Raw genomic sequence first — 26566 nt, 5'->3', positions numbered from 1 at the left:
CTTTTGAAGAGATAAAGTAGATATCCAACTCATGCTATCAAACTTAAAATTAACTTAAGTTTGACGCCCTACATAATCATCCAGCGTTTGCCCTGTTTTCGTTTTCCACTCTTTCCAACCATTTGTAGCACCAAGTATTAATAAACACGAGGCTCCACTGGGAGAGTTGAACAGATAGTCTTTCTGAAAAACGGCGCGATCACCCTGCCGGACCAGCACACCTTTATCGAGCAACATATCACGTTGGCTGATCAATCGCGGTTGCGTGGTTTTTCGTTTTGGAATCAAGGGTGCTGATGAGCCTTTTAGCACGACCATTCCCTCGTTTGTGTAGTAGGCTCGGCCATCTACATCACCGCGTTGACAATAAAACATTTCATCGGTTGCTGCTTCTACCGGATCAATCAAAGCCTCAAAGATGGGGTAACCCAAGGTTGCGAGCAATAACGAGCCTGCTCGATGGATTTCCTCGCAGTCTGCTTTAAGCGGTATAGGCGTATGCGGCTTCTGCCCACTGTTGCCATTGATGAGTTCGTAACGGCCGCAGGCACGCGCCTTTTCGATGCTGATCGACTCTAAATATAGAGCATGGGTTTGGGTCAAGTTATTGGTAAGCGAAATCAGCACTAATGCTCGCTCCCAATCTTTCTTTTCATTCTTCAAATGCTGACCTAGCCGGTGGCCTACATCACCCGACTGTCCTATGTACACTTCATCCTGGTTTTCACGACCTGCTAAGAAGTACAATCCAACTTGATGCGCTTCCGGCATTTTCAGGAACTCAGCCATCTGGTTTCGTGGCACTTCTATTAGCCGCACAATCGAAGTCGTTATCTCTGCGACACGAATACCTGACGGGTCGCCGGTCGGCAAAAATATTTGGATAGTTCTGGGCTGCTTCTCCGGATTCATACTGCCTCCTCATCGGCCTTTACACGGCTCTTTCCGGTGAGCAGCTGCTGCATTAGGGCTTTTTTCTCTTGTTTTAAGGCATCTATCTTTTGCTGTAAGTTAATAATCTCGCCATCGGAAATGGAAAGCACAGAGGCAATTTTTCGTTGTTCGTCCATGAGAGGAAGTTTGAATGGTAATCTGCAGAGAGCATCAAATCCTACAGAATCCCGAACAGATCCCTGTGTACTTCCAACTATTCGTTGTTTTGCTTCATTGGAGCTCATCCAGTTCAAGAAGTAGTCACTACAGAGAAGCCCCTCTTTGACACTAAACACAACATACATGGGGCTCAATAAACCATTGTCATAACTATCTAAACGGGCAAATGAACCGACATTCAATCGCGAAGGATTGTAACCATATTGACCTTTTCGAACAATTTTGTAATTTCTTACATTCTCACTTGCAACTCGTTTTGAAAACTGATCTTCTGGAAGAACAAAGCCACTATGATTTGTTACACTGAGTACTCTATCAATTTTATTATCTCTATTACGCGATTTTTCTTCTGTAAGTAATTCTTTCAGGCGCACTTCTTTCCACTCTCCACTAAATCTCTCCCCATTCTCATCCAGCAGGCGTTTTTTGCCAGTGAGCAGTTTTTGCATTAGGGCTTTTTTCTGCTGCTGGCTGTTGGCGAGCAGTTGTTCGGCAGTGGTGATGGCCTTATCCCAAGTGGCTAGGATTCCCACAATTTTCTTTTGCTCCAAAAGAGTGGGGAGTCTGACTGGTAGCGAAAGTAGTTTTTCTTGAGTTAGGTGAGCGATGCTAGTCCTAGTCGTATAATCGTCCAATAGCTTTGTACCTGAAATGCTCTCCATATAGGCTTGAAAAAAATCAGGAAGAATCTCCCCTTTTGTTCGAAGACGATGAAGAGCTTTCTGATAGTATATGTTTTGACCTATCTCCTGCCAAACGGCACAGCGCCCTACTTCTCCCCCCTCGCACATAATAATGTCGTTAGGTATTAAAGAAAACTTCATCAGTTCGCGCTCATTGAAATGCATAGTTTTCAAATCGGATAAGTCAAAACGTCCCCATTGGACATTAGAGTTTCCTAAGTATGGAAACTGGGGTTCCTTTTGCTTCGCTTCTTTATTGAGCATCTTTCCCAGCTGGGCGTCAAATAGCTCACCAACCCGTTTTAGGGTCCAGCCCTCAGGCACCATAACCTAGCTCCTCCAGATAACTCGTCATCTGCTCCTCAAGTGTATCAAGCTCAGCTTTTAGCTTTTGTCGCTCAGCGCGCACCGCCACGAGGTCAATTTCTTCCTCTTCTTCGAAGGTGTCGACGTAACGTGGGATATTGAGGTTGTAATCGTTCTCTTGAATTTCTTCGAGGGTGGCAAGGTAGGAGTACTTATCGACGCTTTCACGAGCGTGATAGGTATCTACTATTTTTTGAATGTTCGCTTCGCTCAACTGGTTTTGGTTTTTGCCGGATTTAAATTCACGCGAGGCATCAATAAACAACACGCGTTCATTATCTTTGCTTTTCTTAAACACTAATATCGCGGCAGGAATACCCGTGCCATAGAACAGCTTCTCCGGCAATCCAATTACGGCATCCAACAGGTTTTCATCAATCAGCTGTTTACGAATTTTGCCTTCGGATGAGCCTCGGAATAACACGCCATGGGGCACCACAACACCCATACGGCCGTTTCCTGGCTTCAGCGTTTCAATCATGTGGAGGATAAACGCGTAGTCGCCTTTGGTTTTGGGCGGCACGCCACGCCGAAAACGTCCGAACTTGTCGTTCTCGGCTTCATCATGGCCCCATTTATCCAGGCTAAACGGTGGATTGGCGGTCACGATATCAAACAACATCAGGTCGCCATTTTTATCCAGTAATTTGGGGTTACGAATGGTATCGCCCCATTCGATTTTGTGATTATCCTCACCATGCAAAAACATGTTCATTTTGGCTAATGACCAGGTCGAGCCAATCGCTTCTTGACCATACAGTGCATATCTCTTGCTTCCATGGTTCGCCACGACTTTACGCCCACACTTCATCAGCAACGACCCTGAGCCACAGGCAGGGTCACAAATGCTGTCCCCAGGTTGAGGATCAAGAAGCTCGGAAATCAGATCTGATACTTCTGGTGGGGTATAGAATTCACCCGCTTTCTGGCCACCGCTGGCCGCGAAATTCTTGATGAGATATTCGTAAGCATTACCAATAACATCCAAGGAGCCCACTCGGCTTGGTTTCAAGTTAAGTTCGGGCTTGGCAAAGTCTTCAAGCAAATGGCGGAGAATGTCGTTTTTTTGTTTTTCTTCACCGAGTTTATCGGTGTTAAAACTAATGTCCTGGAACACACTTTTCCCAGCATCTTTCAGCTTAGTGCCATTGGCTTCTTCAATCGCATGGAGTGCCTGGTCGATGCGCTCGCCATTGCCTGGCTCATAGCGGCGATCATATAGCGCATAGAAACTAGCACCGGAAGGCAATACAAAGCGTTCGTTTTTCATCAGCTCTTCGATAAGTTCAGGCACATCACCATGCTCTGCTTTGTAAGTGTCATAGTGGTCTTGCCATACATCCGAGATGTATTTAAGAAATAATGCGGTGAGGATAAAGTCTTTGTAGGTATCAGCACTTACCGTGCCGCGGAACGTATCACATGCGTTCCATAGCGCCTTATTAATTGTATCTTGCGTAATTGGCGAGTTCATTCGTGTCCTTACCTTGTCTTGTTTTTCACGTTCTATTTGTTTTTACAGAGAGACTCAACTTTACAGAGTAACTGCTAGTTACGTCAGCAAGCGTCGTAGCCTCAATTCTACTTGTCCGGGTAGACTTCCAGCAAATCCCCGACTTCGCATCCAAAATAAATGCAGAGCGTCTCCAATGCAGCGAAATCAATGCGCTGTGCCGTCTCCTTGTAGAGGAGCGTTATCGTATTGCGGTTTAAACCAGTCTCCCGCGCTACGTCCATAATTTTGAGCTTACGTTCGCCCATCATTCTCGCTAAATGACACTTAATCATAACTACCCCAAAAAATGTCATCTAGAATGGCAAAAAGCTGTTGCAAATGTCATTTTGCGTGCTAATATGTCATTTAGGATGACAATTTGAACTCCTAAAGTGCGTATTGTCATTCAATCTATCACTTAACGAAGGAGCTTGCCATGTTAAATGACATGACACTTTTGACTACTGAGGAGCTCTCGGAGCGAATCAAATATGACCCGCGCACCATTCGCGACCGACTCAAAGATTCGGTGCTTCTGGAGGGTACCCACTACATCCGACCATTCGGGGGCAGAAAGATTCTATTTCTTTGGGAAGCGATTCGGGACGATATGGGCAAAGCCTCGAATCATTCACTTGCAATTCCAATGGCCAGAGGAGGTGCTGCTCATGGCTAGCGTGAGTGTACGACCACAAACCGGCAAGCTGTATCTGGATTTCCGATACCGCGGTCAGCGCTTCCGAGAACAAACTGCGCTGAATGACACTAAAGCGAATCGCCGCAAGGTTCAGCTATTACTGGAGCGCATCGAAGCGGAAATCACGCTTGGTACATTCGATTACGCCCGGCATTTTCCAAACAGCCCGCGCGCCGAGAAGTTTAAAGCCATGCAGAGCAGCTCTCGGCTGTTGGACACACCACTTTTCTCCGAGTTTGCTGAGTTGTGGTTTAGTGAGATGCAAATTCAGTGGCGCACATCCCATTCAGATACCGTACGTATCTCGCTCGACCGATATCTACTACCTCAGTTTGGAGAAAAGGAAGTTGGCCGCATCACCAAAGCGGAAATACTGGAGTTCCGGGCATCACTCGCCAAAGTAAGAACCCGGAGCAACCAGACGCTATCACCGTCGCGGATAAACCACATCATGACGCCATTGCGCATGATTTTGAATGAAGCAGCCAACCGCTTTAATTTTAGCTCACCCTATCAAGGAATTAAATCACTCAAAGTACCGCGTACTGATGTGGAGCCGTTTGGCCTTGATGAAGTTCAGATGATTATCAACACAGTCCGCCCTGACTTTCGGAACTACTACACCGTCCGCTTCTTCACCGGAATGCGCACCGCGGAGATTGATGGTCTGCAGTGGGACGCCGTGGACTTTACTCGCCGGCAAATCATGGTGAAACGTACGATTGTGAATGGTGAAGTCCAGTACACCAAAAACGATGGCTCTTTTCGGGCAATTGACATGAGCCAGCTCGTGTTTGATGCACTTAAGCGTCAGTACGAAACGACCGGTCAGTATGACTACGTCTTTTGTTCGCGGACCGGAACCCCACTTGCCCACAACAACGTCACAAAGCGTGTCTGGTATCCCCTACTTCGCCACTTAGGGCTGGCCAAGCGGCGCCCTTATCAGACTCGACACACTGCAGCGACATTATGGCTTGCTTCTGGCGAGAGCCCTGAGTGGATTGCACAGCAAATGGGCCACTCCACGACGGAAATGCTCTTTCGAGTGTATTCACGCTATGTGCCAAACCTTACTCGCCAGGACGGCTCAGCTTTTGAGCGGTTATTGAAACAGAACTTCGACACTCAGCCATATGGAGGTAAATCGTAATGAGTTATGAATACGAACGCCACCTAGCCCACACCATCGTGCTTCGACAAGATGCTGCTGAGTATGCGCATTGCCTTGCTAAAAATCTCATGGCCTCGCTTTGCATAAAATCTGGGGATGATTTGGTACCGCATATCGGTTGTGGTACCGAGGACTGTAATCTGCAGGCCGTTGAGAGTTGGGTCTACATGGTATGCACCTGCCTCAAACTTCCATTTTCAGCAGACCAATTGGAGGTCCTGGAAGGCTTATTGCAACCAACGCTGAGTGCATTAAGCGAACAGCTTGGCTATCCCCTGCAAAAGGAGGTCAGTAATGTCGGTTAACCAACATGACATGTCACGACAAAGTCCCGACGACCCAAATAACACTAGCTACTCACTCATCAGCATAAAAGAAGCCGCAAAAATCGCGCATGTTACCGAGCGTACCGTTAATCGATTAATCGCAAGTAACGAAATTCAATCCGTTAAGTCCGGAAAGCGTCGGTTTATTTGGCGCGACTCGATCTTGACATGGTCACGACATCGCACTGACACAACCGATCCGTCATTTGAAGCTCTGGTGGAAGAAATCCATCGCTCCATCGAAGAACTCAAGACCTTAAGTTTGGCTTCGATAGAGCTTTACCACCCTTCCAGTCTCTCGGACATTAAAGCCAAACTCGCAATTAAAGAACGTATTAATCAATAGGTACCGAAGCCTAATACAACCAAAACATGACTAAAAAACAAGGAGAGCTAAATGGAAATAATCGAGCGTATTTACCCGTTTTACCTACCGAACTACTCGGATGAGAAGTTTGAAAAAGCACTCAACGATATATATGACGCCGTTGTTGATGACTTGGGAAAGTGCTCGCAAGCCGAGGTAATTCGAGTTCTGGATGAGCGTGTTGAGGCAGCTTTTGAGGCCGCGCTTCGTGATTGGATTAAGCGTTGCGTGCAAGTACGCGAACTCCCGTTATCAAAGAGCTCCTCAAAGCAAGTGATCGCCCAATTTAAACTCTGCGTTGCAGATAATTAACTATTGTTTCAACGGTCCTCTTCCCACCAAGAGCAACTTCCAGGTTGCTCTTCTTCTTTTAGCGCCTCCGCTAACATCTCTGGATCAACCAAATCCAGATTACGCCCGGCTCGCTTTAAGTCGGCATAGGCAATAGATACTGGCGGAACGTAAAGGCGTCTTTCTTTGCTGAATAGGTACTTATCAATGTCACCCATGAGCTTTAGCTTTGTTGACGTAAACTCGATTTGCCCTAAAGGCGTTCTGACTTTTCCGCTAGCTCCCGTAGTCATGAGAGTGACCACGAAGGCTTGCTGAGAAATAATCGAGCGCTCACTAAGGAAAGTTTCCTGGCTCAGATACACATAGTGGCCTCGTCGCAACGCTTCTGCGGTGTGCTCAAGCAGGAACGGAAATTTTTCGTAGTCTTCCTTTAGTGCGTAGATACCTCGGCAAACTCGCGCAATTTTGCCCCGCCTGTGGAGTCTTAAAAGGGATGTGTTGATATTTTCGCGCTTTTCATCCGGAAAAAAAGCGTGAATATCGGCCGCACTCGCCACGCGGGGACCGCCATCCTTCCGCCTCATATGCATCACTTCAATCAGATTGTCTGCTTTCATATGTCAATTTCTCAGGAAAGATTTCACCCGCATGGTCTGCTCTCAGTTTAGGGGAAGTGGACAACCTCGCGAGCTGGTTTACAATTCTGTTCAGACTTAACAATAATTCAAACCGTTAGCTAAACATTTTCTATTTACTGCGGATTTTAAGATTATTTAATTTCAATTTGAGTGACCGCCCTGATGCGGCTACTGTATTGGCTAAGCTGGCTGAGTGGTTCGAAGATTACAAATTCCATCCGCACACCGGCTTGAAAATGCTGCCACCGAGAGAGTATCGAGCTCTTAAAGTGGCAAGTTAAACTGTCCGTTTTCGCGGGGCAGCTACAGTAAAACCAACACAGGTTTTAACCCCGAAATGGCACATCAAATTTGACATCATACGAATCAGAGTACAAATCAACAACCTTTCTTAACTCGTGTTGATACTCACTAAAATCTTTCGCATACATTGAAATTTTATGGTCTTGAACCTTGATCCTGTAAACCTTGGTGACAAGCCCGAAAAAAGCCGAGTTCTTGAAGTCACTCAAACGTGATAATAGCTCTTTGTGCTCTACTCGAAAGAGGCTATACATCTCAATTATCTGATTACAAAGCTCCTTGCTTTTGTTTACATGCTCATTCATGTATTCCCTCCAATCATACGCAAGCATACTATCTGCATAGCAAACTGGAGTATTTCTCTCAAAGTAGTTTATCGCTGACATACTCTCCTTCAGTGTTTCAAGATCGGTGGGAAATTGAGGAAAGCTCTCGCTTGTATAGTTTCCTTTTAATATGACACTCGTAAACGCAATATTCATTTGTACCAATTGACGTACCTTAGGAAAAGATTGCTCTAGAAATGCCTTTTCCTTACGAACCAAGTCACCAACAGTCACTACATTGTAAAAAATCGTAGAAATCACCAACGCTAAAACAGCGCTCTCAAAAACCATTCCTAACTTATTAGCACCCTGAAAAAGTTCAGGCAAGAAGTCAAAATACGTGATTTTGATTACAAAGACCGCGAACAACACGAGCACCATCAGTGTAAATTTCACTGGTATCCGTTTCAGGTATAGCTTTATTGCCATCCTATTGGTGACGTTTTCCATAAATTCTCTCATGATAAGCCAGTAGTAGGTGGACACTATTATTATCACAGTTCAGCTTCCAGGGTTTAATTTGAGCTCACTGCCCCAACAGAATTCTTAATCTTCCAACCACAATTTTGCTAGCCGAAGCTATCATTACCCCATATGTCAGACCGCCTAGTCTCGCCGCTCTGTCTCATCTGAGTACACCTTAACGGTACGCCAGAACGCGGCGCAATCGATGTAACATTTAAGCGGGGGCAACTACAAGACATTCATATTATGGAGCAGCGCGATTTACTGCATTTAGAGCTTGCTGAGGCATAATCATGCAACAAATTGGAGATATCCGAATATCGTTACCTAAATAGTCGGAAGTGCGATTCAGCAGTTAAACATCACAACATTCGAGCATCCACCGTGTCCGAGATATGGAGTCTACAACGTAACTAACAATCTAATGGGATATAGCCAATTGGATACTTAAGTAATTACGGATTATTTGCTAGTGTGGGCTTCAAGATAATCGACGACTGATTGAAGGCCAATATCAGACAATAATTGGGCTCGTGGTGTCGAGCCAAATTGCCTATTACTGGTATTCAACCAAGCGAGTGCGGCCTCATCGTCTTCGAGCAATGCATGGGCGGCATAATGTAACCGGATAAGAAGGATTGCCTTTTGCCCAGCATGGGAGGCTGGCTCAATGTCGCTCTCATCAAAATTGATTTCCGGCACTGCCAAAATTTTCGCAACTTCAGACTTGGACAAACCCAATCTATCCGCGGCATTCATGACTGCTGTAGCCAGAACTCTGTTCTTTTCTTGCAAAGTATTGCCTCCATTCAGTATAGATTTTCCGACACGAGATTAATGATCAGCTGAGTCTCGTGTCATAAAAAGATACCCTATCCTAGGAATATTATCACGCACACTGCATGAGGAATTTCACTGACCCTGAGTTGATTGACCTCAAACTTGCATGGCGATAATCTAACCGGACTATTACCCCAAACAATCCGACAAAGATGGCGTCAGGGAAGAGCCTCAGCGCACAATGAATAAGGAAATTATGATGAGCGACAAACTATTTAAAGTCGTTTTTAGTCTCGAGTATCTCCAGAAGCATGTTGATTATTGGCGCAAGGGTGAAGCTGCTGTTGGAAGGCCGAACAGCGTAACCATCGATGTAGCTACTCTCCAGAACTTTCTAGCGACGCATCCTGACGCAGCGCTCATGCTCAAAGAAGCAAAAAACCCACGCGATATACACGACCCTTTAAGCGCCACAGCTACTGATCTTATTTTTACGTACCTTGATGAGGTACTAGAGGCCGCTAGCTCAATCTTTCACTAGGATACGTACTCTAGATTGTTGATCATTCCGAAACTCCCTCGGCGATGCTAACATTTGGGGGTATGTTAGTTAACTTCTAGTCAGTCGAAGCGGTAAAAAAATATCCCAAGCCCATAAGATCTTGAGATATATGTATATCGCAGGAGTTAAGGTCATCCAGACCCTGGGATATAGAATAGAGGAATTCCGCAGGTGTGATGCCATACAGATCCTAGGATATAGGTTAAAACTCGAGAATAATGATATGCCACAGGAGTCGGGCCATCCAGATCCTGGAATATAGGTTAAAACTCGAGAATAAAGGTATGCCACAGGAGTCGGGCCATCCAGATCCTGAAATATAGGTTAAAACTCGAGAATAAAGGTATGCCACAGGAGTCGGGTCATCCAGATCCTGGGATATAGGTTAAAACTCGAGAATAATGTTATGCCACAGGAGTCGGGTCATCCAGATCCTGGAATATAGGTTAAAACTCGAGAATAAAGGTATGCCACAGGAGTCGGGCCATCCAGATCCTGGAATATAGGTTAAAACTCGAGAATAATGGTATGCCACAGGAGTCGGATCATCCAGATCCTGGGATATAGGTTAAAACTCGAGAATAATGGTATGCCACAGGAGTTCGCCTCCTATGCTTATCTTAATACAGTCAAATATCAGCTTTAAATTGTGCAATGTCTCTTGTATCGTCAAGCTGTAACTCATAATTGACTGCGCGTGACATGACTCTTTTTGAAGCCCTTGGATTCCACTGGGACCAATCACAAATTCTTGCATCACTTCCGACCTATTCGTTAGATCGAGTGTGCTTTCGTATGCATAGGATGCTCGTGGAATTCATTTGGGATGCTGCGGTACTCGAAGGGAACCCTCTTTCTTTCTGTGAAATTAAAACATTAGTTGATGGCGTGACCGTTGGAGGCAGAAAAGTCTCAGATCAGCAGCAGATTCTAAACCTCGTAGATGGTCATCGGCGCCTTCTCAGCTTACTGAAAAGTAGGCAGTTTATCGCTTCTTCGAAAACCATATTTAGTCAACTGAATGAAATAATCGTGCACGGTGAAAGCATCGATTCTGGATGCTTTCGTGGAGAGGGGAGAGAGTCGGCCAAAACGCCTGTCATCAATTTAGGTAAGCTGGGCCACTACACGCCAATATCAACATCCTCAGGGGCGTCCGAGCTAAACCGTGTTTTCCAAGAAGGTATTTCGGCACTTAATTCATTAGTTGCCTTCGAGAAAGCAGCCGCCTATTTTTTGTTTGGTGCTTTGCAGCAGTTTTTCTTTGATGGCAACAAGCGCACATCACGACTCATGATGAACGGGGTGTTGATGTCACACGGCATCGACGCAATTAGTTTTCCTGCTGCAAAGGCTGATGAGTTTAAAGATAAGATGTTACGTTTTTATAGCTCCAAGGACGGTACCGAAATGATGCGCTTTATCTTCGAGTGCCATCCTGAAGCTGACACTGCAATTCATCCTGTCGACTGAACCTGCAGTAAGTTATTCAGAGCCCAACGGCGACATTTCCAGAGTTAGTACATGCCACTATCGATCTCTATCAGCATCTGAGTAACCACTCTTGCTCCAAACTCATCCTTAGTGGCTTCGAGTGGTGTTAACCCATTCAACTTTCTTTTACTCTTGCTCAACCATCGCCGAGCTTTCTCTGGTCCACCAAACACATTTTCGGCAAGAGCAGCAAGGCGGGCCAGGCGGATTACCTTAGCGCTCTCATCAACAGTTAGCATTTTCTGACTTCTAATCCGCTCACTGATTGCTCGTGGGGAAATAATCCATGAAGTTTCATCGCGACTGAAGCCGATGTCTTCCAGAATTGACACGGTAGTTGGGCTGAGCCTACTCCTGGCTAACCGTGAGTATTCCAGTTCAGTGTCAACTCCCCAACCAAACCATTCTTCTAGCTTTCTGCTAGCAACACCTTTCTTCGAATTTTGCACAGTGGCCATATTAGTCTGGTTTCCATTCTACCGGATGTAATTAGATGCCCTACTGAAGTTCTTAGGCCCAGATGACCTATCTTAACGAAAATCTCACCGCTGTCATGATCCTATTCTTTTAGAGATCGTAGGGAAAATGATTGAAAACATCTATAAATTATAATAGGTTTCCAATGTGAACCATAAATAGGTTGACATTCGAGTCTTTTTCGACTATACTGAAGATTGGATGGAGCTAAAAATAACAATTAGAACTACATGTACATAAAGAAATTGGAGAAAAGTCATGTTAACGCCCTTAGGTAAAGAAATTAGAAAACGTCGTATAGATGTAGGGATTTCTTTGAGAGGTATGGCTGAAAGAATGGGAGTCAGTGCTGCATATCTATCTGCACTGGAGACAGGGAAGAAAAGTGTAGCTGAATCCACGTTAAATCAGATAGCTAATGCTCTCGAAGATCAAGATGGTAGCTTCTTTGAGCTTATACGAAAGCGAAATGAGTATTCAAAACCCAAAATTGAGTTAACGCTTCAGGGAAGTTCAGATCGCGCCCGCGAGGCCGCAGTCATTTTCGCTCGTCGATTTAACGGAATGGAAGATGACGAGTTTGACGAACTGATTGAATTTATAAATAGAGATTAGGAGGCACAATGTCGGGAACTAAGTTTAAAGTTAAGCCCCGTAGTAGGGTTAACATAAGAAGGGTAGCAAACGCTGTCCGCAAAGTGACTAATTGTACTACGGCCAAGTTCCCGATAATGCATGTCCTAGAATTCACGCTTCCAATGCTAGATGAAAACTTTGAGCTAATTGTTTTAGATGAGAAAACAATGGGTGCAAATCATGGCTTTGCAAAGCCTACTAAGGGAATAATAGCTCTTAGAGAGGATGTCTATTATGGAGCGATAGATGGTAACCCTAGAGACCTGATGACCGCCGCTCATGAGTTGGGGCATCTGCTACTTCACCATGAAACACATTTTATGAGGACTAGCGCTGATGTTCCGTTAAGAGCTTTTGAGGATAGTGAATGGCAAGCCAATTGCTTTGCTGGAGAACTCTTAGTTCCAGCTAACATCGTTGCATCAGAATGCGAATCTATCAATGAGGTGATGGAATTGTTTGGTGTTTCTCGTGAAGCTGCCAAAGTACAAACAAAGGCCTTCCAAAAGGAAGGCCTTATTAATTGGTCTTAACATTGTGGCTGCAATGTTAAGAACAAAAAGAGACGGTCCCGAGGGCGTCTCACTTGGAATTAGATTCAACTGGAGTATAACAAACACCAGATTAATTTCAAGCCCTAATCTCCTCGGTGTAAGGAGGTGATATGACGTATGACCAAGAAGACGGTTAAAGTTCCACCCGGCATGATGGTTATTTTCCGAGCGAGCAAAACTTGTCCAAAGACGGGCCAAGTGATGTATGCGAGAGATTATGGCCTTAGAGCGTGGCCTATCTATGTGAAGAAGAAATAGATGGTTCCGCCGAATAAAATAGGGGGGTGAATTCCCCCCTATTTTTATACACATAACAGTACTCTCATTTCTAGCCGGACATTCGAAAACATAATCAATGATAAAAACTAGTTACTCAACTTTCCTGTAAAAGCGTGTGGTGTCTGTGGTCTAGTTTTTCAGTACAAAAAAGATACTTGGCCCTATCATATTTTTGATGTACGGGCCTGATTTCTGAAATCAAATTTTCACGAGAAATACCCGATATCTCGACGCCTTCGTCTAAAATAGCGCTTAATGAAGTATGCTAAACGGTAAACCAATCCAATAATGTGCTATCTAAACCCTTAATTAATAGATGTTTTTTAATTTAGTAATTGCTATTTATTTTGTCAGCAGCTTTCAATTTTTTAACTAAAAGATAGTCATCTTCCATAAACTGAGCAAATCATGCATCAATCCGTGCGCAGGCAAGAGGCTGAACCAAGGGTATTAAACTTCGTCGTCAAAATAGGTCTTCGAGTAAACGCTTCTTGCTATGAATACACCACGAATTCGAACAAAGGGATTTTGTTGCAAAATAACTCTCTTCATTGCTTTAAAGTGAGAACCTGTCGTTAACACATCATCGAAAATGATAATATTATTGTACGGTGTAGCAGGAGCATTAAATTTATAGATGTGCTCTAAATCATCAGGCCCCATCCTGTTCCCTTCTTGGAGATGGTTTGCGGCATGACTTTTTGTAAGTAAAATAGCCTCGTGCCAATTAATAGAATTGTTCAAAGTTTTTGCATTTTGCAAGATATCTACCATCCGTGAGTCGTATTCAGGATGTGTTTTTTCTTTAGATGGTGGGATAGGCACAAAACACCAATCTGTGAAGTCAAACCCACTCAACAGTCGAGCTACGCGCCCAATTGCATTCTGTTTATGCCTGTAGTCTGGATAGCCTTTACGGGTGACACTTTTCTTTAAGTTAAATATGAGCTGATTAGGATCACTTGCGGAATACCCCATACCCACCGTGTACTCGTAAAAATAGAAGCATTCATCTGAGTTATCTAGATACCGATGGAAAGGAAGTGAAGCTGCGTCAATTTTATTAAGCCTGGTGTTTGGCATGCTTTACTCAAGATTCTCGATAATATCGGAAAACTCTTTAACCCTAATGGCACCTTTCTTAAGGTACTGATCAGGCCAGGATATTTCATGATTTTTAAAGCAACTATCAAGAATAAATAGTTTTCTCCCCTGCGCGATTGCCGCCCTTGCTTGATACAAAGTTCCACTAGTATCCGAAGCCTCAACGATTATCGTCGCTTCAGTTAAAGCGGACATTGTGATATTTCGCTGCGGAAAGAAACTTCGATTAATCCTGAAGTCTTGCTGCGAGTATCTTGCAAATGGAACTTGACTAATGACAAGATAATCCTTTGCGATTTTACTTTGTAGTTCTGTGTTAGATTTCGGATAAACTTGAGTCAGTGGTGTTCCAATCACAGCAATTGTCCTACCCCCAACTTTGATCGCTGTCTGATGCGCCATCGTATCCACCCCTTCCGCTAGACCCGACACAATTGTATAGCCGGCTTCTACCAGAAGGCGCGTAATCTTTCTCGTCCTTTTCAAACCTTCATCGGTTACCTTTCGCGCCCCGACTATTGCTATTGAAGGCGAATGAATAAGATTCCAGTTTCCTTGATAATATAGAACCTCAACAGGATTCTTAGCGTCCCTTAGCTTTTCAGGGTAGTTCGGCTCTCCATGCACACGAATACCGAAAGGAACGTCTGACTGAGAGAGTTCATTGATTATTTTTCGAGCCAGTTCCAGATTTCCAGAAAGCTCTTCCTCGCCTACCATATCGGATGGCTTCAGAAAGGGATTTTTTTTGAAATAATTAGCTATACGGGAAAACGAAGTTTCCTTTCGCTGCCAAATGGCCTCATATGCCGCCATTTCAATAAAAGGGGAAATGGCATCACCAAAATCAAGTTTATCTTCAAACAATTCTCGCATTTGTTACTCCAGAAATCGTCGTGATTTTTCTGTTAATGCTTAATGTAATGAATCGCCAACAGTAAGTCCATTTACGACCGTCAGTAAAAAAACAGTCCAGAATGGCAGCGGAAATTTCGGGTGCTCCGGCAACATGGTATAAGCGCAACCAGACACAAAATAATACCCTTTGAGTTAGTAATACCCCAACTTCCTTACAAAAAAGTAGCCTTCCTGGCCTCCTGCCACTCGCCGACCATGGTCCCATGCATGCCAACAGGTGCAACTGTAGGGCTGGACTGCGCTTGGCCTTGTTATGATTGCCCGTGACTCTGTTAGCCTATTTAGGCGCAAGGTTAAGCGCCTGTTGCATAAAAGTTTCGAAAGCAAACTACGTAGCGATATCTATTCGTTACGTTGAAACTAAAACCTATCGGACCGCCATTAAGCCCTGCACTAACTGTAAATTATACGCGAATTTAATTCTCAACTACGCTAACCACTCATCCACTTATCCTGAGTCAGGTATAGCACATATAAGCCAACGCGAAAGCCATTATCCGCAGTGCGCCGCTTTTTGATTTCGACTTTTGTGTCACTGGACTCAAGCGATGTCTGTGCCTCTGGCGCCATCAAATCAAGCAACACATAACCATTCTTATGCGTCAGTTTCCTCTTCCTATCTCGGTATTCAAATTGATACGACTTTTTGAACCCAACATTTTTGTTCCAATATGCTCGACTGCTTAACTTACTTTCCTGATTTAACCCATCTATACAAATAGTGGCTCGTAGGCGCTCTACAGGCTTCCCGTCTCTGTCTGGTAAGGAAAGATCTAGTAATCGCATGGCGGATATAAAAGTCGAGAAGGGTCTTTGTGACGTAAACTCAATACCTTGTTCAAAGGCTTGGCTGTGGGTGATAAAGTATTCGAGCGCTCCATGCAGTTTTTGCTTTTGCTTTTTTGTCAGCTTAGCCACTGCCAATAGCATCCTCTCAAGTGTCATCATTTCCCTTGTTTGTCTTGGTAAAGGGACTAACTCTTTTACATAGACAGTTTGCTTAGTTTTCACCGAACTCTCTGGTTCCTCAATGTATTTCGTCCGTTTTCGAGAATGCCGAGCCCTCAAGATGACTCTGTTGCCTTTCCTAACCTCCTTTTTTAATTCAAAAAGCGATTCTGCTCTGGCAATTGTTTGCTCAATGGATACTCCATGAACGCTGTATTTATCTTCCAAAATTCGGAGCGATGGACGAGTATCAAAATACTCGCGACATGCTAGATAAAGGTCTATTAGTTCTAGCCGTTCTCCACTTGGCTCCCTTCGATAGAGCCCTATCTTTTCGGCGATCACAGGCCTCCAATCTTTCACCTCATTCGCAACCGAAGATTTGCGACGCAATAGACGCAGTGATCGTTTTCGCAGAATGCACGGGGTGAGCTCGCCGGTGTTCGTCAGTTCTGTATTAGGCACACCCTTTTTCTTTACTATCTCAAATAAGCCCCGCTCAGTAATACCTGCTAGTGCGCTTAGTTCTTTATTTCTTAACGTAGGTTGTAGTCTCATGAGCTCAGATTCGAAGATGAGCGATGCAGTATGTATGTAGTGATGCAAGGTTGTACTCGGATGTGCGTGTCCGATAATCAGACTAATAGCATGAAGAGTTTTCCGACTGGGTTGGAGAGGTTCACTGACATCTAGCACAGCCATCCTTTCCTGCCCAATCTGCGCGATAATTTCGGGTGTGCTCATTCTGGCTATTAATGAACCTGCATGTACAGTAGTTGGCATCCATGACCAGAATCTCCATGTTCCAAAGCTATGGCGCAAGTGATGAAAGCGCATTCTAGGATTGCCCGTGACTGCACGAAGATACCAAGCTAGAGGTTCGAACAAAGCTTTTGCTGTGAGAAAAGGACGGTTATTGGAAGTTATATTAAATAGGAAGCTATTTTCTCCAGATTCATTCAGCCGGGTGCAAAAGAACGCGAAAATGGTACTTCTTTCGGTCGGCGTGACTAAAGCTCCAACGGGAATCCTTCTGTAACCAGACACAGACTTTAAAGATCTTTGTGAGTGAGGACTTACAACTATTTCCGCTTTCTGCAAAAGTTGCTCGCCATTTAGGTCGACCGGAATATGGAAATCCGTTAATCGCAGGTAATGCACTTCTGACCTTCGCATTCCGGTGCGGTATCCCAAAATAAGAAGCACCAACTGTGCTAATAATAAATCCGCGTCTTCTTTTTTCTGTGTTTTCTTTTTGCTCTCCCCCGATAAGAATTTTTTCAGTGCAAGATACTCCCAGGGCATGAGTACATCAGCATCGACCGCTCCTACTTTGTGAATTCTATATTTACGTAATATAAAAGTGTCTGGGACGTGATTTGCCTCAATTCCATATTCTCGTGTCATAAAATCATGAAAATCGCGCAGCGCTGCTGCTAGGTTATGAGCTTTATTGAATAGCCTCTTCGCTTTTTTCTCATCCGTTTCTTTCTCAGCGCGTTTCGCAACACCCTCAAGAACTCTCGTATAAAGGTCTGATACCTCGCTATTTGAAAGTTCTGTGAAACTCCTGTCGCGATCAATAAGTTTTAGGACTTTATTTATCCTTTTATAGCGATTTTTTGATGTCTGTACTGTGAGTGATTTTGACCAAGCCCCATCATTCAACAACCGATTGGAAAGCCATCGTGTTGAAAATATCAACTGGGGGCTGACTAACCACTCCATTTGCTCAATCTGGTCGTCTAGAGTTGCAGAGAGTTGCTTGCGTTCGGTGTCCGCTGATGCATTCAAAAGGTCTTCAATGTGCTTCACAAAGAAATCATCTGGACTTTCTGACACTAGCTGAAGAGACGAACGAGACAGAGTGTATTCCTTTCTGCTATTCCCCTTCCCCATTTTTGCTCTTGGTGCTTTTCTAGTAATGAGCCGCAGAAATGCACCTCTGGTGATAGGGAACGAGGTCACTTCTCCGTTTGCTATATCAACCAGTGTAGGCGTCACCTCTATGGCAAGTCTTGATGATACCCCTCGAATCAACTGTCCCTCACTCAACGGTTGAATCGATTTATCCGAATATTTTTTAAAAAAATCACAGAGCTGCCTATACCAAGACTTTCGTTTACCCTGAATTCTCTTTCCGTTGAACCATGAGGTAATCATCAACAATGTTAAAGAGTCTGGATTCCATCTTTTGTACTCCCCAGTGCTACTTACAAGATCAAACCAGACCTCTTGTTCAAGAACACATGGTGCATCCAGTCGGCGGAGTTGATGATAAAGGACCTCCAAAAACTCCTTTCGGAGCAAACCACCGAACCGCATGGCGCTATACAATATCCGGCCTATCGCATGCTCAGGTTCTATGTTTGTAACACCTAGAGAGTATCTGAATATCTGATCTAGGTTTGACACGTACTTGACTAGGTCTAGGTCATTAAGCACAAACCTAGCCGTCGGTCTCTCGATAGCTACGGTGCTTAACGTAAAATCCCCACTGCGATTCAAGCTAGAGATAAAAGCACTCAATTCCTCGGATATAGATTTGGCATCTATTGGCTCAAACTGTGTCATTCTAAAGAAAATGTCATCTATTACGTCTTTCGTGAATAGAGGCACTTCTCGATGCAACTCTACATCGGGAAATACTCTTCTAAGTATCTCTTGAAGCTCATCACTCAATTGCAGAAAATTCATACATTTAACCCCGCGATTGGTTCAATAGATAAACTTTGAATCAACTTATCAATAGCGGGCATGACTTCCCTTCGAACATCCGCCAAGCTGAATGTGGACATTCGGTCACCAACGCTTTCCCCCAATGAATAATGCCCAAGCATTATGTCCACCGATTCGGCGGATACCCTTTCCCGCTCTAGGAACGAACGCAAATATTTACGATTGGAGTTAAGTGGCAGAGTGTTGAAAGGCTTGAGAAATTGGCCAATTATGCTTGGCCGTGAGCTTAGAATTTTGTGAGTAACCGGGTCTATGAAGAACGTTTTGGATTGACCATATTTATCGGAGTCAAAGCTTTTCGGATTTAGGAAAAACAATTTGTCCCTTACTGACGAACTGTGCATCCTGTAATTGTCTGCAAGCACGAGGGTTAGGGGGTGTGTAGGTTGCATCCTAGTGTGAAATTGATCTTCGGTATCCTTGTCACGAAATACCAAAATGTCAGATTCGGCAAGAATATTCTCTCTTCCAACAAAAGGGTCAATCACCGAACGGATTCCAGTAAGTAGGCTCTGTGCGAAGATTGAATACACGGTATATAAGTTATGGAACTCGATAAATGCGTACTTAGTCGTTGCGCGGCGCAGGGTATTCAGTTCGTTCTGTAATGCAGCGATAGTCCGATATAGCCCCTTTGTGTCAGGAACATACCGAGCCCCAAAACTTTCTTCTGGCTTAGTAAGGTCGAAATCATACTCAAGGGAGTCGAGGGGCTCACATGAATGCGCGTTGATGGAGTCCTGAAAAGTTGCCTTTAGACTCAATTCCGCCTCAGCGAGCTCAAGGTAAAGTTTTGTATAGTGGTCCAGGGGATGCGCGGAGTAATAATAACGAGCGAGACTTCCGGGAAGGGTTCTCGCGAATATATAGCCGGCCACAGAAACACCGAACCTCGAAGCTGCAGCACTAATCAGATAATTGGTGACCTTTGCTGATGTGATACGGTTCGATACAGAGCCAAGAAATTCCTGCACATCACCCATAGATACTTTTAGTTTTAAAAAGGGTTGAAACAGTTCCGCGTGTTGATCAACAAAAGACAGATTAATCACTTCCACAATGAAACCTAACAGAACAGGGAAACGCAAAAGTGTCCTTGGCGTCGTCGATTTTGAATTCGATATCTCTGGAGTTTTAAAAGGTAACTCCAACCGGGGTACGACCCACGCCTTTCGGGATAAACACAGGGCTATATTATCTCCCATCTGATCAACATCGAGATTGTCACTGTTCTTTGTGACGTATACTCTTTTTGCTCTGTCGAATGTTGAAGATGTAAGCAACATGATGAGGATAATCAATGACAGCGCAACTTCCCGTCGACTTCTTATATCGCTATTCATTGTTGCGTGCAGCAGCTCTTGCACTTCGAAATTAGAGAGTCTAGTTACGCTGAGTGGAAGATACTGATTATGCCGCTCGATGCGATGCTGTTGACCCAGCCTCTTAACTTTGTTTCTAAATTTCTGCGCGTAAAGAGGTGTACTGACGTCAATAAACCACGCCGTCGGATTTGGGTTCTGAAGCTCAGCGATTTCGATGCCCGCTTCCTCTAACTCAGCCTCGAGTTCTTCACTCACCTCAAAAGATTCATACGTTCGGGCGTGCGGAACGAAATTTTCGTCAAACTCATCGCGGAACGTAAGTGGATAGACGAAGTACTTATCACCAAGAGAAGCATAGCCCCTGATTCCTAATGAAAGCCTTTTCTCAATAACCTTTTTTTCACCTATACGCTTTCTTCGCGTTACTGGTCGATTAGTAATAACTTTTAGGAAACGTAATGCAGATTTAGTGTTTGTGAAAAGGTTGCGGCCGTAATCATCAACATGTACGAATTCCTCGTTCTGGCACTCCAGAAATCTATTGACCGCCAAATAAACTAACTCGGTCGACAGGGTTGGGTGCTCAAGCTGTTCCTTTAATATCTGAGGGATTGGGTTCTCACTAAGTATTCGAACAAAGCGACAATAGTCGTCGATGTCGTTAGCGGAGACTTCTGAGGTCTTTAACCACGCTACTTGCTTAAGTTGATGTAAAACGAAGGTGCGATCTTCAGGGGCAAAAAATAGCAGTGAGTAGAGTGGAAAGCTCTGAAGCATGCCTCGGGTAAGTTTTTTTGCAGCCACATTCTCAGCGATAAATCCAGACAGCTCGGCTTGTGAGTGTATTGCTCTAAGCAACTTTTTGGCTGTACTCAAATACTCAAGCAGTTTAGGTGAAGTGAATTCCTCGACGGCTGGTACTCGAAGCATTTTGATGCAGCCAGAGATTGCTGCGCTCAAGTTCTTAAGATGATGCGGGGCCTCAATAAAATTTAGAAATTCTATCAGCCGCTCTCGCTCCACATCTGAATATCTGCAGAGGTCATCAATGTTCTCTTGAAACAAATTATTTTCGACGCTCATGTATTCTCGTCATTCCGCGAATGGAGCGTAGATCCGAATGTATTCTTGAGGCGCTCTCTCCACCCAATACGTCCACAAGCTTCTTAGTCTGCTGCGCAACTTTTGTGGACAAAGAAAATAAGCATGGAGAACCAACTAGATCTGTTTTGGCGAGACGTAAGATTTCGTCCGATGTTCCTTGCACAATAAAACAACCAACTTTTGATTCAGGCCGCAGAACTGATTTAACAACTTGAAAGGTCTTAGCGCCAGCCACCACAAAAATTTTGTTGTTACGCTGACTTAAAAAAATGGGATGAAGCAGTGCCAAATCGAATGCTGCTTCTTCCGTGAAACCAGAGCTAACTGCAACAAAATCTCTATCAGAAAGCTCTGCTATGAAGCCGGCTACTCGGGGATCAAAAGTAGTGATTTGATTAAGCTCGATCTCTCGCCTTTCGAGGATGCGCATGTGTGTCCAATGTCAGCTAAATGTCAAAAAGGACTATACATAAATCGGAATTAATGTGCCACATTTTACATCAATCGATGTAAATTGGCTCTTAATCTAATATAAAGTGATTTACAATTACCCCTTGAAGCCCAATAAAGCCGCGCTATACTGATTAAGACTAATTGCATCTACTGCACTCCGGAGGCAGAGGTCAGAGGTTCGAATCCTCTCGGGCGCGCCAAAATAAAGAACCACCCAAGCGGGTGGTTTTTTGTTTTGGGGTGCCTGAGGCCAGATGAGAACTTCTTCAGGTTCGACAAAACGGCAGGATTGCCGTTTTCAACTTACGAATGTAGCGAGTACGCCCGCAGGGTGAACGCCATGGATGGCGCGAAGGAAGATGCCCGCTAACTCCTGACCTATTTGGGTTGTTTCGTTTTAAGTCAGCCAAAACGTACTTCATTAGCGACCAATTCGACTAACCTTTGTTTACAATGCATCACTAAAAAAGACCTCATGGTATTTGCTCTCGATCTCCGCTACTTCCTCATCGGTCAGTCCCGCAAATTCCTTTCCTTTAGCCCTTTGTGACAACCTACCCTTACCTTGCGTTAAAAAATTCAACAGCAGGCTCATATCTTTATGAGGCATATCAAATCGATTATTTAAATATTCCCATACTTCATCATACCTTTTAAGGTACCTCACTTCTTCTGGAAGGACCTGCTCTACCGTGTCTTTCACACACGCAAATAGGAATTCCGCCTGGCGAGTCATATCACCATACCGGTACAAATCAATCGTATCGTTAGTGACGTGAACATTTCCTTCTCCTGTTGGCTCCCATTCGATATACCTTAATCGAGGCTTAGTAAAAGACTCTAAAACGCTCTTATATTCCCCTATTTTTTTAAGAATAACGGCGGAGACAGGAAAAATAACACCTTTTGGCGTGAAGCCACTTGCGGACAAAACATGGTGCATTAAGTATCGATGGATTCGACCATTTCCATCCTCCAACGGGTGGATAAAAACAAACGAAAAAGCGATAACAGTCGCCATTAGAACTGGATGAAACTCGGACACTTTCATAACATGATAAGCATCTAAGTAAGACGATAATAACTCATTCAAATCTTCCGGCTTCGCAGATATGTGCTCCGGAATTGGTAAGTTGGTTACCCTATCATGCTCACCAACAAAGCCTCCCGTAACGCGAATGCCTGGTACAATAAATCGATTATCGGGAATCACGATTTCCTGTAGTCGTTCTATTTCATCAATGGTTAAATCTTTCTGACCTGCTTGCCCGATAATCTTGCCCCATCGCTCAATACGGTTTCTCGGCGGTCGCTCACCTTCGATAGAATATGACGCTTTCGAATCGGATAATAATAAGAAGGCTGCTGCTCTTGCTAGCAAGTCACTGTGAACGCCTCCTATGCTACGGATCGCCTTTTCGCTTAATTGTGCTTCTATGTACTGGACAATTGCGTCTGTCTTTTTTATCAAAGGACAGAATCCACTCACCCCTGGTAGATTATTATTTATCCGTTGGCGCGCAATTTTTCTTGGCCTACAGCCAAATTGTAACGCCTCGTTAAGTGCATCAACATAGTTCCCAGAAGTCGCATCTTCAATTGGCAAGACTTGGCCGATAAGCCATTCATAAAGAAACCAGATTCTGCGACTATACGCACCCGTCGGTTCAGTTAAAATTGAACTCGTAACATCTTGTTCACCTAAGGCAATAAACAAGCTTCGGATAATCGCTAAGTCGACGCCTTCATATTTTAAAGCAAAGGTTAGTTGCGCAAACCAATGTGCGTCAGGCTTGTAGCGGCTGCCCAATAATCGCCATCTCCCCTTGCTGCGTTTTGCATTTTTAGCTGGGATGATGGCATATATTTCATCGGGTGCTGGAACAGAAAGGCGATACTCGGTGATAAGCCAGGCGTACCCCACCAAAGCAGCTTCGGGCTCTGGGAAAGCTTCCTCATCAAAAAACTTCACTTGCCTACCGAGCACCATATCACCACCATGAAAAACAATTACTGAGCATGAAAAACAGTTATATTAGATTAATCGCTGTGCATAATGATTACAAGATAAGATCTACAGCTATTGCTACAGTGAGTTGTGAAAAAGGTTTACTTTAAGTGAAAAACGATTAGGAAATGGCCATTCTGGTGATTTTTGATTATTTTAAACGATTCGGGTCCGCAGTTTTTTCTCAATTCACAGAGCTAGAATCGGCCCCCAAAGCGGGAAATGTTTAATTGACCTCTCCCCCATTCCGTGACCAAAGGTCACACTAATTGATGTAAAAGGTGAATTCATGAGTAAAAAAAGGCGAAAAACCCTGCACAAAAAACGTTAAAAGAGAAACGTCGAGAAAAAAAGCAAAAACAGCCTAAGACTGATTAACTCTCGACCCTTGCGCTAAGGGCTTCTTCGGAAGCCCTTAGCGCAAATCAATCCTCCGGCGTGGCGAACCTCGATCCCTACCATCAAAACGTGCCTTGTATCGATAAGGTGAATATCGGCCCAATGCGGCGGTCGCGCTCTTCGACAAAAGCGATAGGATCCGTTCTGCGGCCTTCATAGACAGTGCGATCCCACATACTGCGTGCGCCTAGCAGGTTGCCGAGTGTTGCGCGCACCGTGTGTCCAAACACACCGCGATGCTCTAAGTATGCGCTCGCCCACACGGGCCCTTCCCAGAACCGTCCTTGCTCTGTTAATCGCACGTTCCGCGCTTCATACACATAGGACGCATTCATGCCCCACCCCCAATCACTTCCAGGAGGATCGCTTCTGAGCACGATGCTGGCAAGATTTTCCAAGCTACGACTAATTGGTCGTGTTTCACCAGTTAGGGGATCCTCCACTCGGCTATCCTGCCATATAAAACGGGTATCGACACGACCCCCTTCCCAGCCCAGTGAAGCAAGCTCAAATGTGTTTTTCCATTCCACACCGTAGCGCCAAGCATGGTCGATATTACCCGGTGATTCACCGTCGTCGCCAATAGGAATGATATCAACGATATCATCAATGCGATGCACGTAGGCTCGCAGCGTCGTTGTTCCCATCTCACCAATTTTAGTGGATAGTTCACTCTCTAACTCCCACAACTGCGGTGGTCTCAAATTGGGGTTTGCCGAATTTCTAACATTGTCATTAAGATTGACACTCGACAGAAAGTCAAAGAAGTTGAGCTGACCGACACGACGTTGCAATCGGATATTCGCGTCGGTGTCAGAAGACAACTGCCAAGCGAGGCTTACTGAGCCTTTAGGCCGTCGGAAGTGACGCGTCATGCCATCAGCACCGACCTGCTCCAAGCGGGAATACTCACCTCCCGCATTCACCTGAAGGGTTAAATTATCTCGGAGATGGCGGTTGTAACCGGCCATGATTTCCATGCGTTTTTCTTCTACAACGGCGGTGGCTCCTGCCAGTTGCACAGGCTGAAATTGGCCATCTTGTAATTGGAAAAGGCTAGCCGTGCTATCGAGTTGATTGAATGCCGCTTCCGATGAGAACTGCCACTCACCGCCGTCTCGAACGAGGCGATATTCAGCTCGTGCGATGTGTTCACTTTCGTCACTTGTTCGATCAAAGCGATTACCTGTAACAGGTCGGTCGTCGGCATAAAACATATGCACCTGGTTGGACGATTCAACATGCATGGCGCGCGTAAGACCAATCAGTTTCAGTCGACCCGGTCCCCACGGAAACTCGTAGTCAGCGCCCAGCTCGTAATTATAACCGTCAGCGTCACCGCGCAGTTCGCGTCGGCGATCCACCATTTCTGGACCACTTCTCGTTCCATCTTCAGAAAAATGCTCAAAAATCTGGCGATAAAGTACATTAATATTAGCCACGGAATCGCCAAGGTCATTGATCACAAAGCGGCCACTTAGGCGAGGTTGGTTAAAGCGTGATTTCCACTGATCGTCACGATATTCAATCACATCACCTTGTGCATTACGCACAACAGTCGGTCCGTCGGCTCCACCATGACCGGAATGGTTATCTAAACCAAGGGAATACTCGACGCGTCCTGTATGGCCTCCTGCTGATACTTCGAAATTTGAAAGGCGAGGGTCCGTATTGTACGGACGAAATTCAGGTCGCCATGCGTAAGCGCCATTAATCCGCTCAGCCTTAACAATCACATTAGCCACTTGCCCCGACAAACCGGACACATCAAGTGTCGAAGCATCAACAATTTCAATGCGGACCACGTTTTTAACAGGAATACGACCGAGTTCCCCGATAACTTCATTGCTCTTCCCTGACATCCGCTGACCATTGATCAGAACGTTGCCCGTCGCCTGCCCTAGGCCACGTTCCTGAATCTGCTCACGAATCACAAAACCCGGAACCTGCTGCAGCATCTCTAGCGCGGTGCGCGGTGCATAGCGTTCAAAGTCTGCGGCAATATAAATGCGCCGCCCATCATTAATCTGCGAGTCGGTATCATCAGCAAGTGCTGGTACCGAAAAGAAAGATACTGCCAAAGCGCAGCCTAAGGTGGTAAAAGATTTCAAATTCATAAACGGACTCTTCATAGTTTTTCTCAATTTGTACGAATGTCTTCGGTACAAAACCCTGCAGTGGTGAATCAATGCTGATTCAAAATCTATATGAAGCAATTAGCGTGCCAAGTGAATAATTCAATATAAATCAACGCGGTAGGAGATATTTCTTGAGGTGGTAATGATAGGGTTCACGAGTATTTAGTGGTTTTTACACCTTTTTATGTTGAATTGACCACTGCTTACAAAAAACCAAGACTCTCGCCCGCGCAGGTGCTAAACGCAAGCAATTCACTATAAAAATAACGAGTTAGGAGTCAGGGTGGTGTAGCGCACATACGACCACGATGCGTATCTTCATAATCGGAGCAAGGGTCACAATTGAGTGGCACTTAACAACGCTCCTAGGAGATAACGTTATGGATAGTCAAAAAAATCAA

Annotated in this window: 24 protein-coding genes; 9 read left to right on the top strand and 15 right to left on the bottom strand. The window is 44.7% G+C overall.

Annotated elements, in window-relative coordinates; all coding sequences use genetic code 11:
• Window positions 1-54: 54 nt before the first annotated feature.
• The 4 genes from FM042_RS08055 to FM042_RS08040 form a co-directional block, all read right to left on the bottom strand.
• Entirely contained in the window at window positions 55-912 is an 858-nt protein-coding gene (locus FM042_RS08055) for a GIY-YIG nuclease family protein (protein WP_143235911.1), read from the bottom strand.
• Window positions 909-2123 carry a restriction endonuclease subunit S gene (locus FM042_RS08050; protein WP_143235910.1) on the bottom strand — a complete coding sequence of 405 codons (1215 nt, stop codon included), beginning with the start codon at window positions 2121-2123 and terminating at the stop codon, window positions 909-911. The genes FM042_RS08055 and FM042_RS08050 overlap by 4 nt, the downstream gene beginning before the upstream one ends.
• Window positions 2113-3636, bottom strand: a complete 1524-nt coding sequence (locus tag FM042_RS08045) for a type I restriction-modification system subunit M (protein WP_143235909.1) — start codon at window positions 3634-3636, stop codon at window positions 2113-2115. Before FM042_RS08045 ends, FM042_RS08050 begins: the two co-directional genes overlap by 11 nt.
• A gap of 107 nt (window positions 3637-3743) precedes the next feature.
• The gene (locus tag FM042_RS08040) at window positions 3744-3926 is read right to left on the bottom strand and encodes a helix-turn-helix domain-containing protein (RefSeq protein WP_456298077.1); all 183 of its coding nucleotides are present in this window, start codon (window positions 3924-3926) and stop codon (window positions 3744-3746) included.
• Window positions 3927-4093: 167 nt separating this feature from the next.
• Between FM042_RS08040 and FM042_RS08035 the strand changes: the two genes are divergently transcribed.
• From FM042_RS08035 to FM042_RS08015, 5 genes are read left to right on the top strand one after another with little or no spacing between them, the layout of a single operon-like run.
• Complete coding sequence (locus FM042_RS08035) at window positions 4094-4333, top strand: hypothetical protein (protein WP_143235907.1); 240 nt, start codon at window positions 4094-4096, stop codon at window positions 4331-4333.
• A complete protein-coding gene (locus tag FM042_RS08030; RefSeq protein WP_143235906.1) occupies window positions 4326-5507 on the top strand; it encodes an Arm DNA-binding domain-containing protein in 1182 nt (393 codons plus the stop codon). The genes FM042_RS08035 and FM042_RS08030 overlap by 8 nt, the downstream gene beginning before the upstream one ends.
• Window positions 5507-5833, top strand: coding sequence for a hypothetical protein (locus tag FM042_RS08025; RefSeq protein ID WP_143235905.1), 327 nt, complete (start codon window positions 5507-5509; stop codon window positions 5831-5833). The genes FM042_RS08030 and FM042_RS08025 overlap by 1 nt, the downstream gene beginning before the upstream one ends.
• The gene (locus tag FM042_RS08020) at window positions 5823-6200 is read left to right on the top strand and encodes a helix-turn-helix domain-containing protein (RefSeq protein WP_143235904.1); all 378 of its coding nucleotides are present in this window, start codon (window positions 5823-5825) and stop codon (window positions 6198-6200) included. Before FM042_RS08025 ends, FM042_RS08020 begins: the two co-directional genes overlap by 11 nt.
• Before the next feature lie 51 nt (window positions 6201-6251).
• Entirely contained in the window at window positions 6252-6533 is a 282-nt protein-coding gene (locus tag FM042_RS08015; protein WP_143235903.1) for a hypothetical protein, read from the top strand.
• 8 nt (window positions 6534-6541) lie between these two features.
• On the opposite strand, the gene abiEi is transcribed toward FM042_RS08015, so the two are convergent.
• The 3 genes from abiEi to FM042_RS08000 all read right to left on the bottom strand — a co-directional run bounded on the left by abiEi (window position 6542) and on the right by FM042_RS08000 (window position 9042).
• Window positions 6542-7132 (bottom strand): type IV toxin-antitoxin system AbiEi family antitoxin, encoded by a 591-nt coding sequence (gene abiEi, locus FM042_RS08010; protein WP_143235902.1) that lies wholly within the window; start codon window positions 7130-7132, stop codon window positions 6542-6544.
• A gap of 347 nt (window positions 7133-7479) precedes the next feature.
• Window positions 7480-8232 carry a hypothetical protein gene (locus FM042_RS08005; RefSeq protein WP_143235901.1) on the bottom strand — a complete coding sequence of 251 codons (753 nt, stop codon included), beginning with the start codon at window positions 8230-8232 and terminating at the stop codon, window positions 7480-7482.
• A gap of 477 nt (window positions 8233-8709) precedes the next feature.
• Entirely contained in the window at window positions 8710-9042 is a 333-nt protein-coding gene (locus FM042_RS08000) for an MbcA/ParS/Xre antitoxin family protein (protein ID WP_143235900.1), read from the bottom strand.
• 241 nt (window positions 9043-9283) lie between these two features.
• Between FM042_RS08000 and FM042_RS07995 the strand changes: the two genes are divergently transcribed.
• Window positions 9284-9568, top strand: a complete 285-nt coding sequence (locus FM042_RS07995; RefSeq protein WP_221931511.1) for a hypothetical protein — start codon at window positions 9284-9286, stop codon at window positions 9566-9568.
• An 831-nt stretch (window positions 9569-10399) separates the two neighbouring features.
• A complete protein-coding gene (locus FM042_RS07990; RefSeq protein WP_221931510.1) occupies window positions 10400-11062 on the top strand; it encodes a Fic family protein in 663 nt (220 codons plus the stop codon).
• Between the two features lie 44 nt (window positions 11063-11106).
• Here the strand turns inward: FM042_RS07990 and FM042_RS07985 are convergent, their stop codons facing one another.
• Window positions 11107-11541 carry an antitoxin Xre/MbcA/ParS toxin-binding domain-containing protein gene (locus tag FM042_RS07985; RefSeq protein WP_143235897.1) on the bottom strand — a complete coding sequence of 145 codons (435 nt, stop codon included), beginning with the start codon at window positions 11539-11541 and terminating at the stop codon, window positions 11107-11109.
• 277 nt (window positions 11542-11818) lie between these two features.
• Here FM042_RS07985 and FM042_RS07980 point away from each other — a divergent pair, with 277 nt between their 5' ends.
• Window positions 11819-12175 (top strand): helix-turn-helix domain-containing protein, encoded by a 357-nt coding sequence (locus FM042_RS07980; protein WP_143235896.1) that lies wholly within the window; start codon window positions 11819-11821, stop codon window positions 12173-12175.
• A gap of 8 nt (window positions 12176-12183) precedes the next feature.
• Window positions 12184-12729, top strand: a complete 546-nt coding sequence (locus FM042_RS07975; RefSeq protein WP_221931509.1) for an ImmA/IrrE family metallo-endopeptidase — start codon at window positions 12184-12186, stop codon at window positions 12727-12729.
• A gap of 750 nt (window positions 12730-13479) precedes the next feature.
• Here the strand turns inward: FM042_RS07975 and FM042_RS07970 are convergent.
• From FM042_RS07970 to FM042_RS07940, 7 genes are all read right to left on the bottom strand, one after another.
• The gene (locus FM042_RS07970; protein ID WP_143235895.1) at window positions 13480-14112 is read right to left on the bottom strand and encodes a type I phosphoribosyltransferase; all 633 of its coding nucleotides are present in this window, start codon (window positions 14110-14112) and stop codon (window positions 13480-13482) included.
• 3 nt (window positions 14113-14115) lie between these two features.
• Window positions 14116-15009, bottom strand: a complete 894-nt coding sequence (locus FM042_RS07965; RefSeq protein WP_143235894.1) for a DNA-processing protein DprA — start codon at window positions 15007-15009, stop codon at window positions 14116-14118.
• Between the two features lie 474 nt (window positions 15010-15483).
• Complete coding sequence (locus tag FM042_RS07960; protein WP_143235893.1) at window positions 15484-18696, bottom strand: site-specific integrase; 3213 nt, start codon at window positions 18694-18696, stop codon at window positions 15484-15486.
• A complete protein-coding gene (locus tag FM042_RS07955) occupies window positions 18693-21146 on the bottom strand; it encodes a hypothetical protein (protein WP_143235892.1) in 2454 nt (817 codons plus the stop codon). Before FM042_RS07955 ends, FM042_RS07960 begins: the two co-directional genes overlap by 4 nt.
• The gene (locus tag FM042_RS07950) at window positions 21130-21597 is read right to left on the bottom strand and encodes a hypothetical protein (RefSeq protein WP_143235891.1); all 468 of its coding nucleotides are present in this window, start codon (window positions 21595-21597) and stop codon (window positions 21130-21132) included. The genes FM042_RS07955 and FM042_RS07950 overlap by 17 nt, the downstream gene beginning before the upstream one ends.
• Window positions 21598-22068: 471 nt before the next feature.
• Window positions 22069-23610, bottom strand: a complete 1542-nt coding sequence (locus FM042_RS07945) for a Fic family protein (protein WP_143235890.1) — start codon at window positions 23608-23610, stop codon at window positions 22069-22071.
• Window positions 23611-24089: 479 nt separating this feature from the next.
• A complete protein-coding gene (locus FM042_RS07940) occupies window positions 24090-26144 on the bottom strand; it encodes a TonB-dependent receptor domain-containing protein (RefSeq protein ID WP_185960746.1) in 2055 nt (684 codons plus the stop codon).
• Between the last annotated feature and the right edge of the window lie 422 nt (window positions 26145-26566).

The sequence above is a fragment of the Aliidiomarina halalkaliphila genome (assembly GCF_007096385.1).
Classification (GTDB): domain Bacteria; phylum Pseudomonadota; class Gammaproteobacteria; order Enterobacterales; family Alteromonadaceae; genus Aliidiomarina; species Aliidiomarina halalkaliphila.
Note: the sequence above shows the minus strand (reverse complement) of the source record. Positions and strands in the feature narration are given on the sequence as shown.

What these genes read in the sequence shown, in the direction of transcription:
- FM042_RS07975 (WP_221931509.1), top strand. Translation starts at nt 12,184, where the DNA reads ATGTCGGGAACTAAGTTTAAAGTTAAGCCCCGTAGTAGGGTTAACATA.
- FM042_RS07950 (WP_143235891.1), bottom strand. Translation starts at nt 21,597, where the DNA reads ATGCGCATCCTCGAAAGGCGAGAGATCGAGCTTAATCAAATCACTACT.
- FM042_RS08025 (WP_143235905.1), top strand. Translation starts at nt 5,507, where the DNA reads ATGAGTTATGAATACGAACGCCACCTAGCCCACACCATCGTGCTTCGA.
- FM042_RS08045 (WP_143235909.1), bottom strand. Translation starts at nt 3,636, where the DNA reads ATGAACTCGCCAATTACGCAAGATACAATTAATAAGGCGCTATGGAAC.
- FM042_RS08055 (WP_143235911.1), bottom strand. Translation starts at nt 912, where the DNA reads ATGAATCCGGAGAAGCAGCCCAGAACTATCCAAATATTTTTGCCGACC.
- FM042_RS07960 (WP_143235893.1), bottom strand. Translation starts at nt 18,696, where the DNA reads ATGAATTTTCTGCAATTGAGTGATGAGCTTCAAGAGATACTTAGAAGA.
- FM042_RS08005 (WP_143235901.1), bottom strand. Translation starts at nt 8,232, where the DNA reads ATGGAAAACGTCACCAATAGGATGGCAATAAAGCTATACCTGAAACGG.
- FM042_RS07940 (WP_185960746.1), bottom strand. Translation starts at nt 26,144, where the DNA reads ATGAATTTGAAATCTTTTACCACCTTAGGCTGCGCTTTGGCAGTATCT.
- FM042_RS08015 (WP_143235903.1), top strand. Translation starts at nt 6,252, where the DNA reads ATGGAAATAATCGAGCGTATTTACCCGTTTTACCTACCGAACTACTCG.
- FM042_RS07970 (WP_143235895.1), bottom strand. Translation starts at nt 14,112, where the DNA reads ATGCCAAACACCAGGCTTAATAAAATTGACGCAGCTTCACTTCCTTTC.
- FM042_RS08030 (WP_143235906.1), top strand. Translation starts at nt 4,326, where the DNA reads ATGGCTAGCGTGAGTGTACGACCACAAACCGGCAAGCTGTATCTGGAT.
- FM042_RS08020 (WP_143235904.1), top strand. Translation starts at nt 5,823, where the DNA reads ATGTCGGTTAACCAACATGACATGTCACGACAAAGTCCCGACGACCCA.
- FM042_RS07955 (WP_143235892.1), bottom strand. Translation starts at nt 21,146, where the DNA reads ATGAGCGTCGAAAATAATTTGTTTCAAGAGAACATTGATGACCTCTGC.
- FM042_RS07995 (WP_221931511.1), top strand. Translation starts at nt 9,284, where the DNA reads ATGATGAGCGACAAACTATTTAAAGTCGTTTTTAGTCTCGAGTATCTC.
- abiEi (WP_143235902.1), bottom strand. Translation starts at nt 7,132, where the DNA reads ATGAAAGCAGACAATCTGATTGAAGTGATGCATATGAGGCGGAAGGAT.
- FM042_RS07945 (WP_143235890.1), bottom strand. Translation starts at nt 23,610, where the DNA reads ATGGTGCTCGGTAGGCAAGTGAAGTTTTTTGATGAGGAAGCTTTCCCA.
- FM042_RS07980 (WP_143235896.1), top strand. Translation starts at nt 11,819, where the DNA reads ATGTTAACGCCCTTAGGTAAAGAAATTAGAAAACGTCGTATAGATGTA.
- FM042_RS07965 (WP_143235894.1), bottom strand. Translation starts at nt 15,009, where the DNA reads ATGCGAGAATTGTTTGAAGATAAACTTGATTTTGGTGATGCCATTTCC.
- FM042_RS08040 (WP_456298077.1), bottom strand. Translation starts at nt 3,926, where the DNA reads ATGATGGGCGAACGTAAGCTCAAAATTATGGACGTAGCGCGGGAGACT.
- FM042_RS08035 (WP_143235907.1), top strand. Translation starts at nt 4,094, where the DNA reads ATGTTAAATGACATGACACTTTTGACTACTGAGGAGCTCTCGGAGCGA.
- FM042_RS08050 (WP_143235910.1), bottom strand. Translation starts at nt 2,123, where the DNA reads ATGGTGCCTGAGGGCTGGACCCTAAAACGGGTTGGTGAGCTATTTGAC.
- FM042_RS07985 (WP_143235897.1), bottom strand. Translation starts at nt 11,541, where the DNA reads ATGGCCACTGTGCAAAATTCGAAGAAAGGTGTTGCTAGCAGAAAGCTA.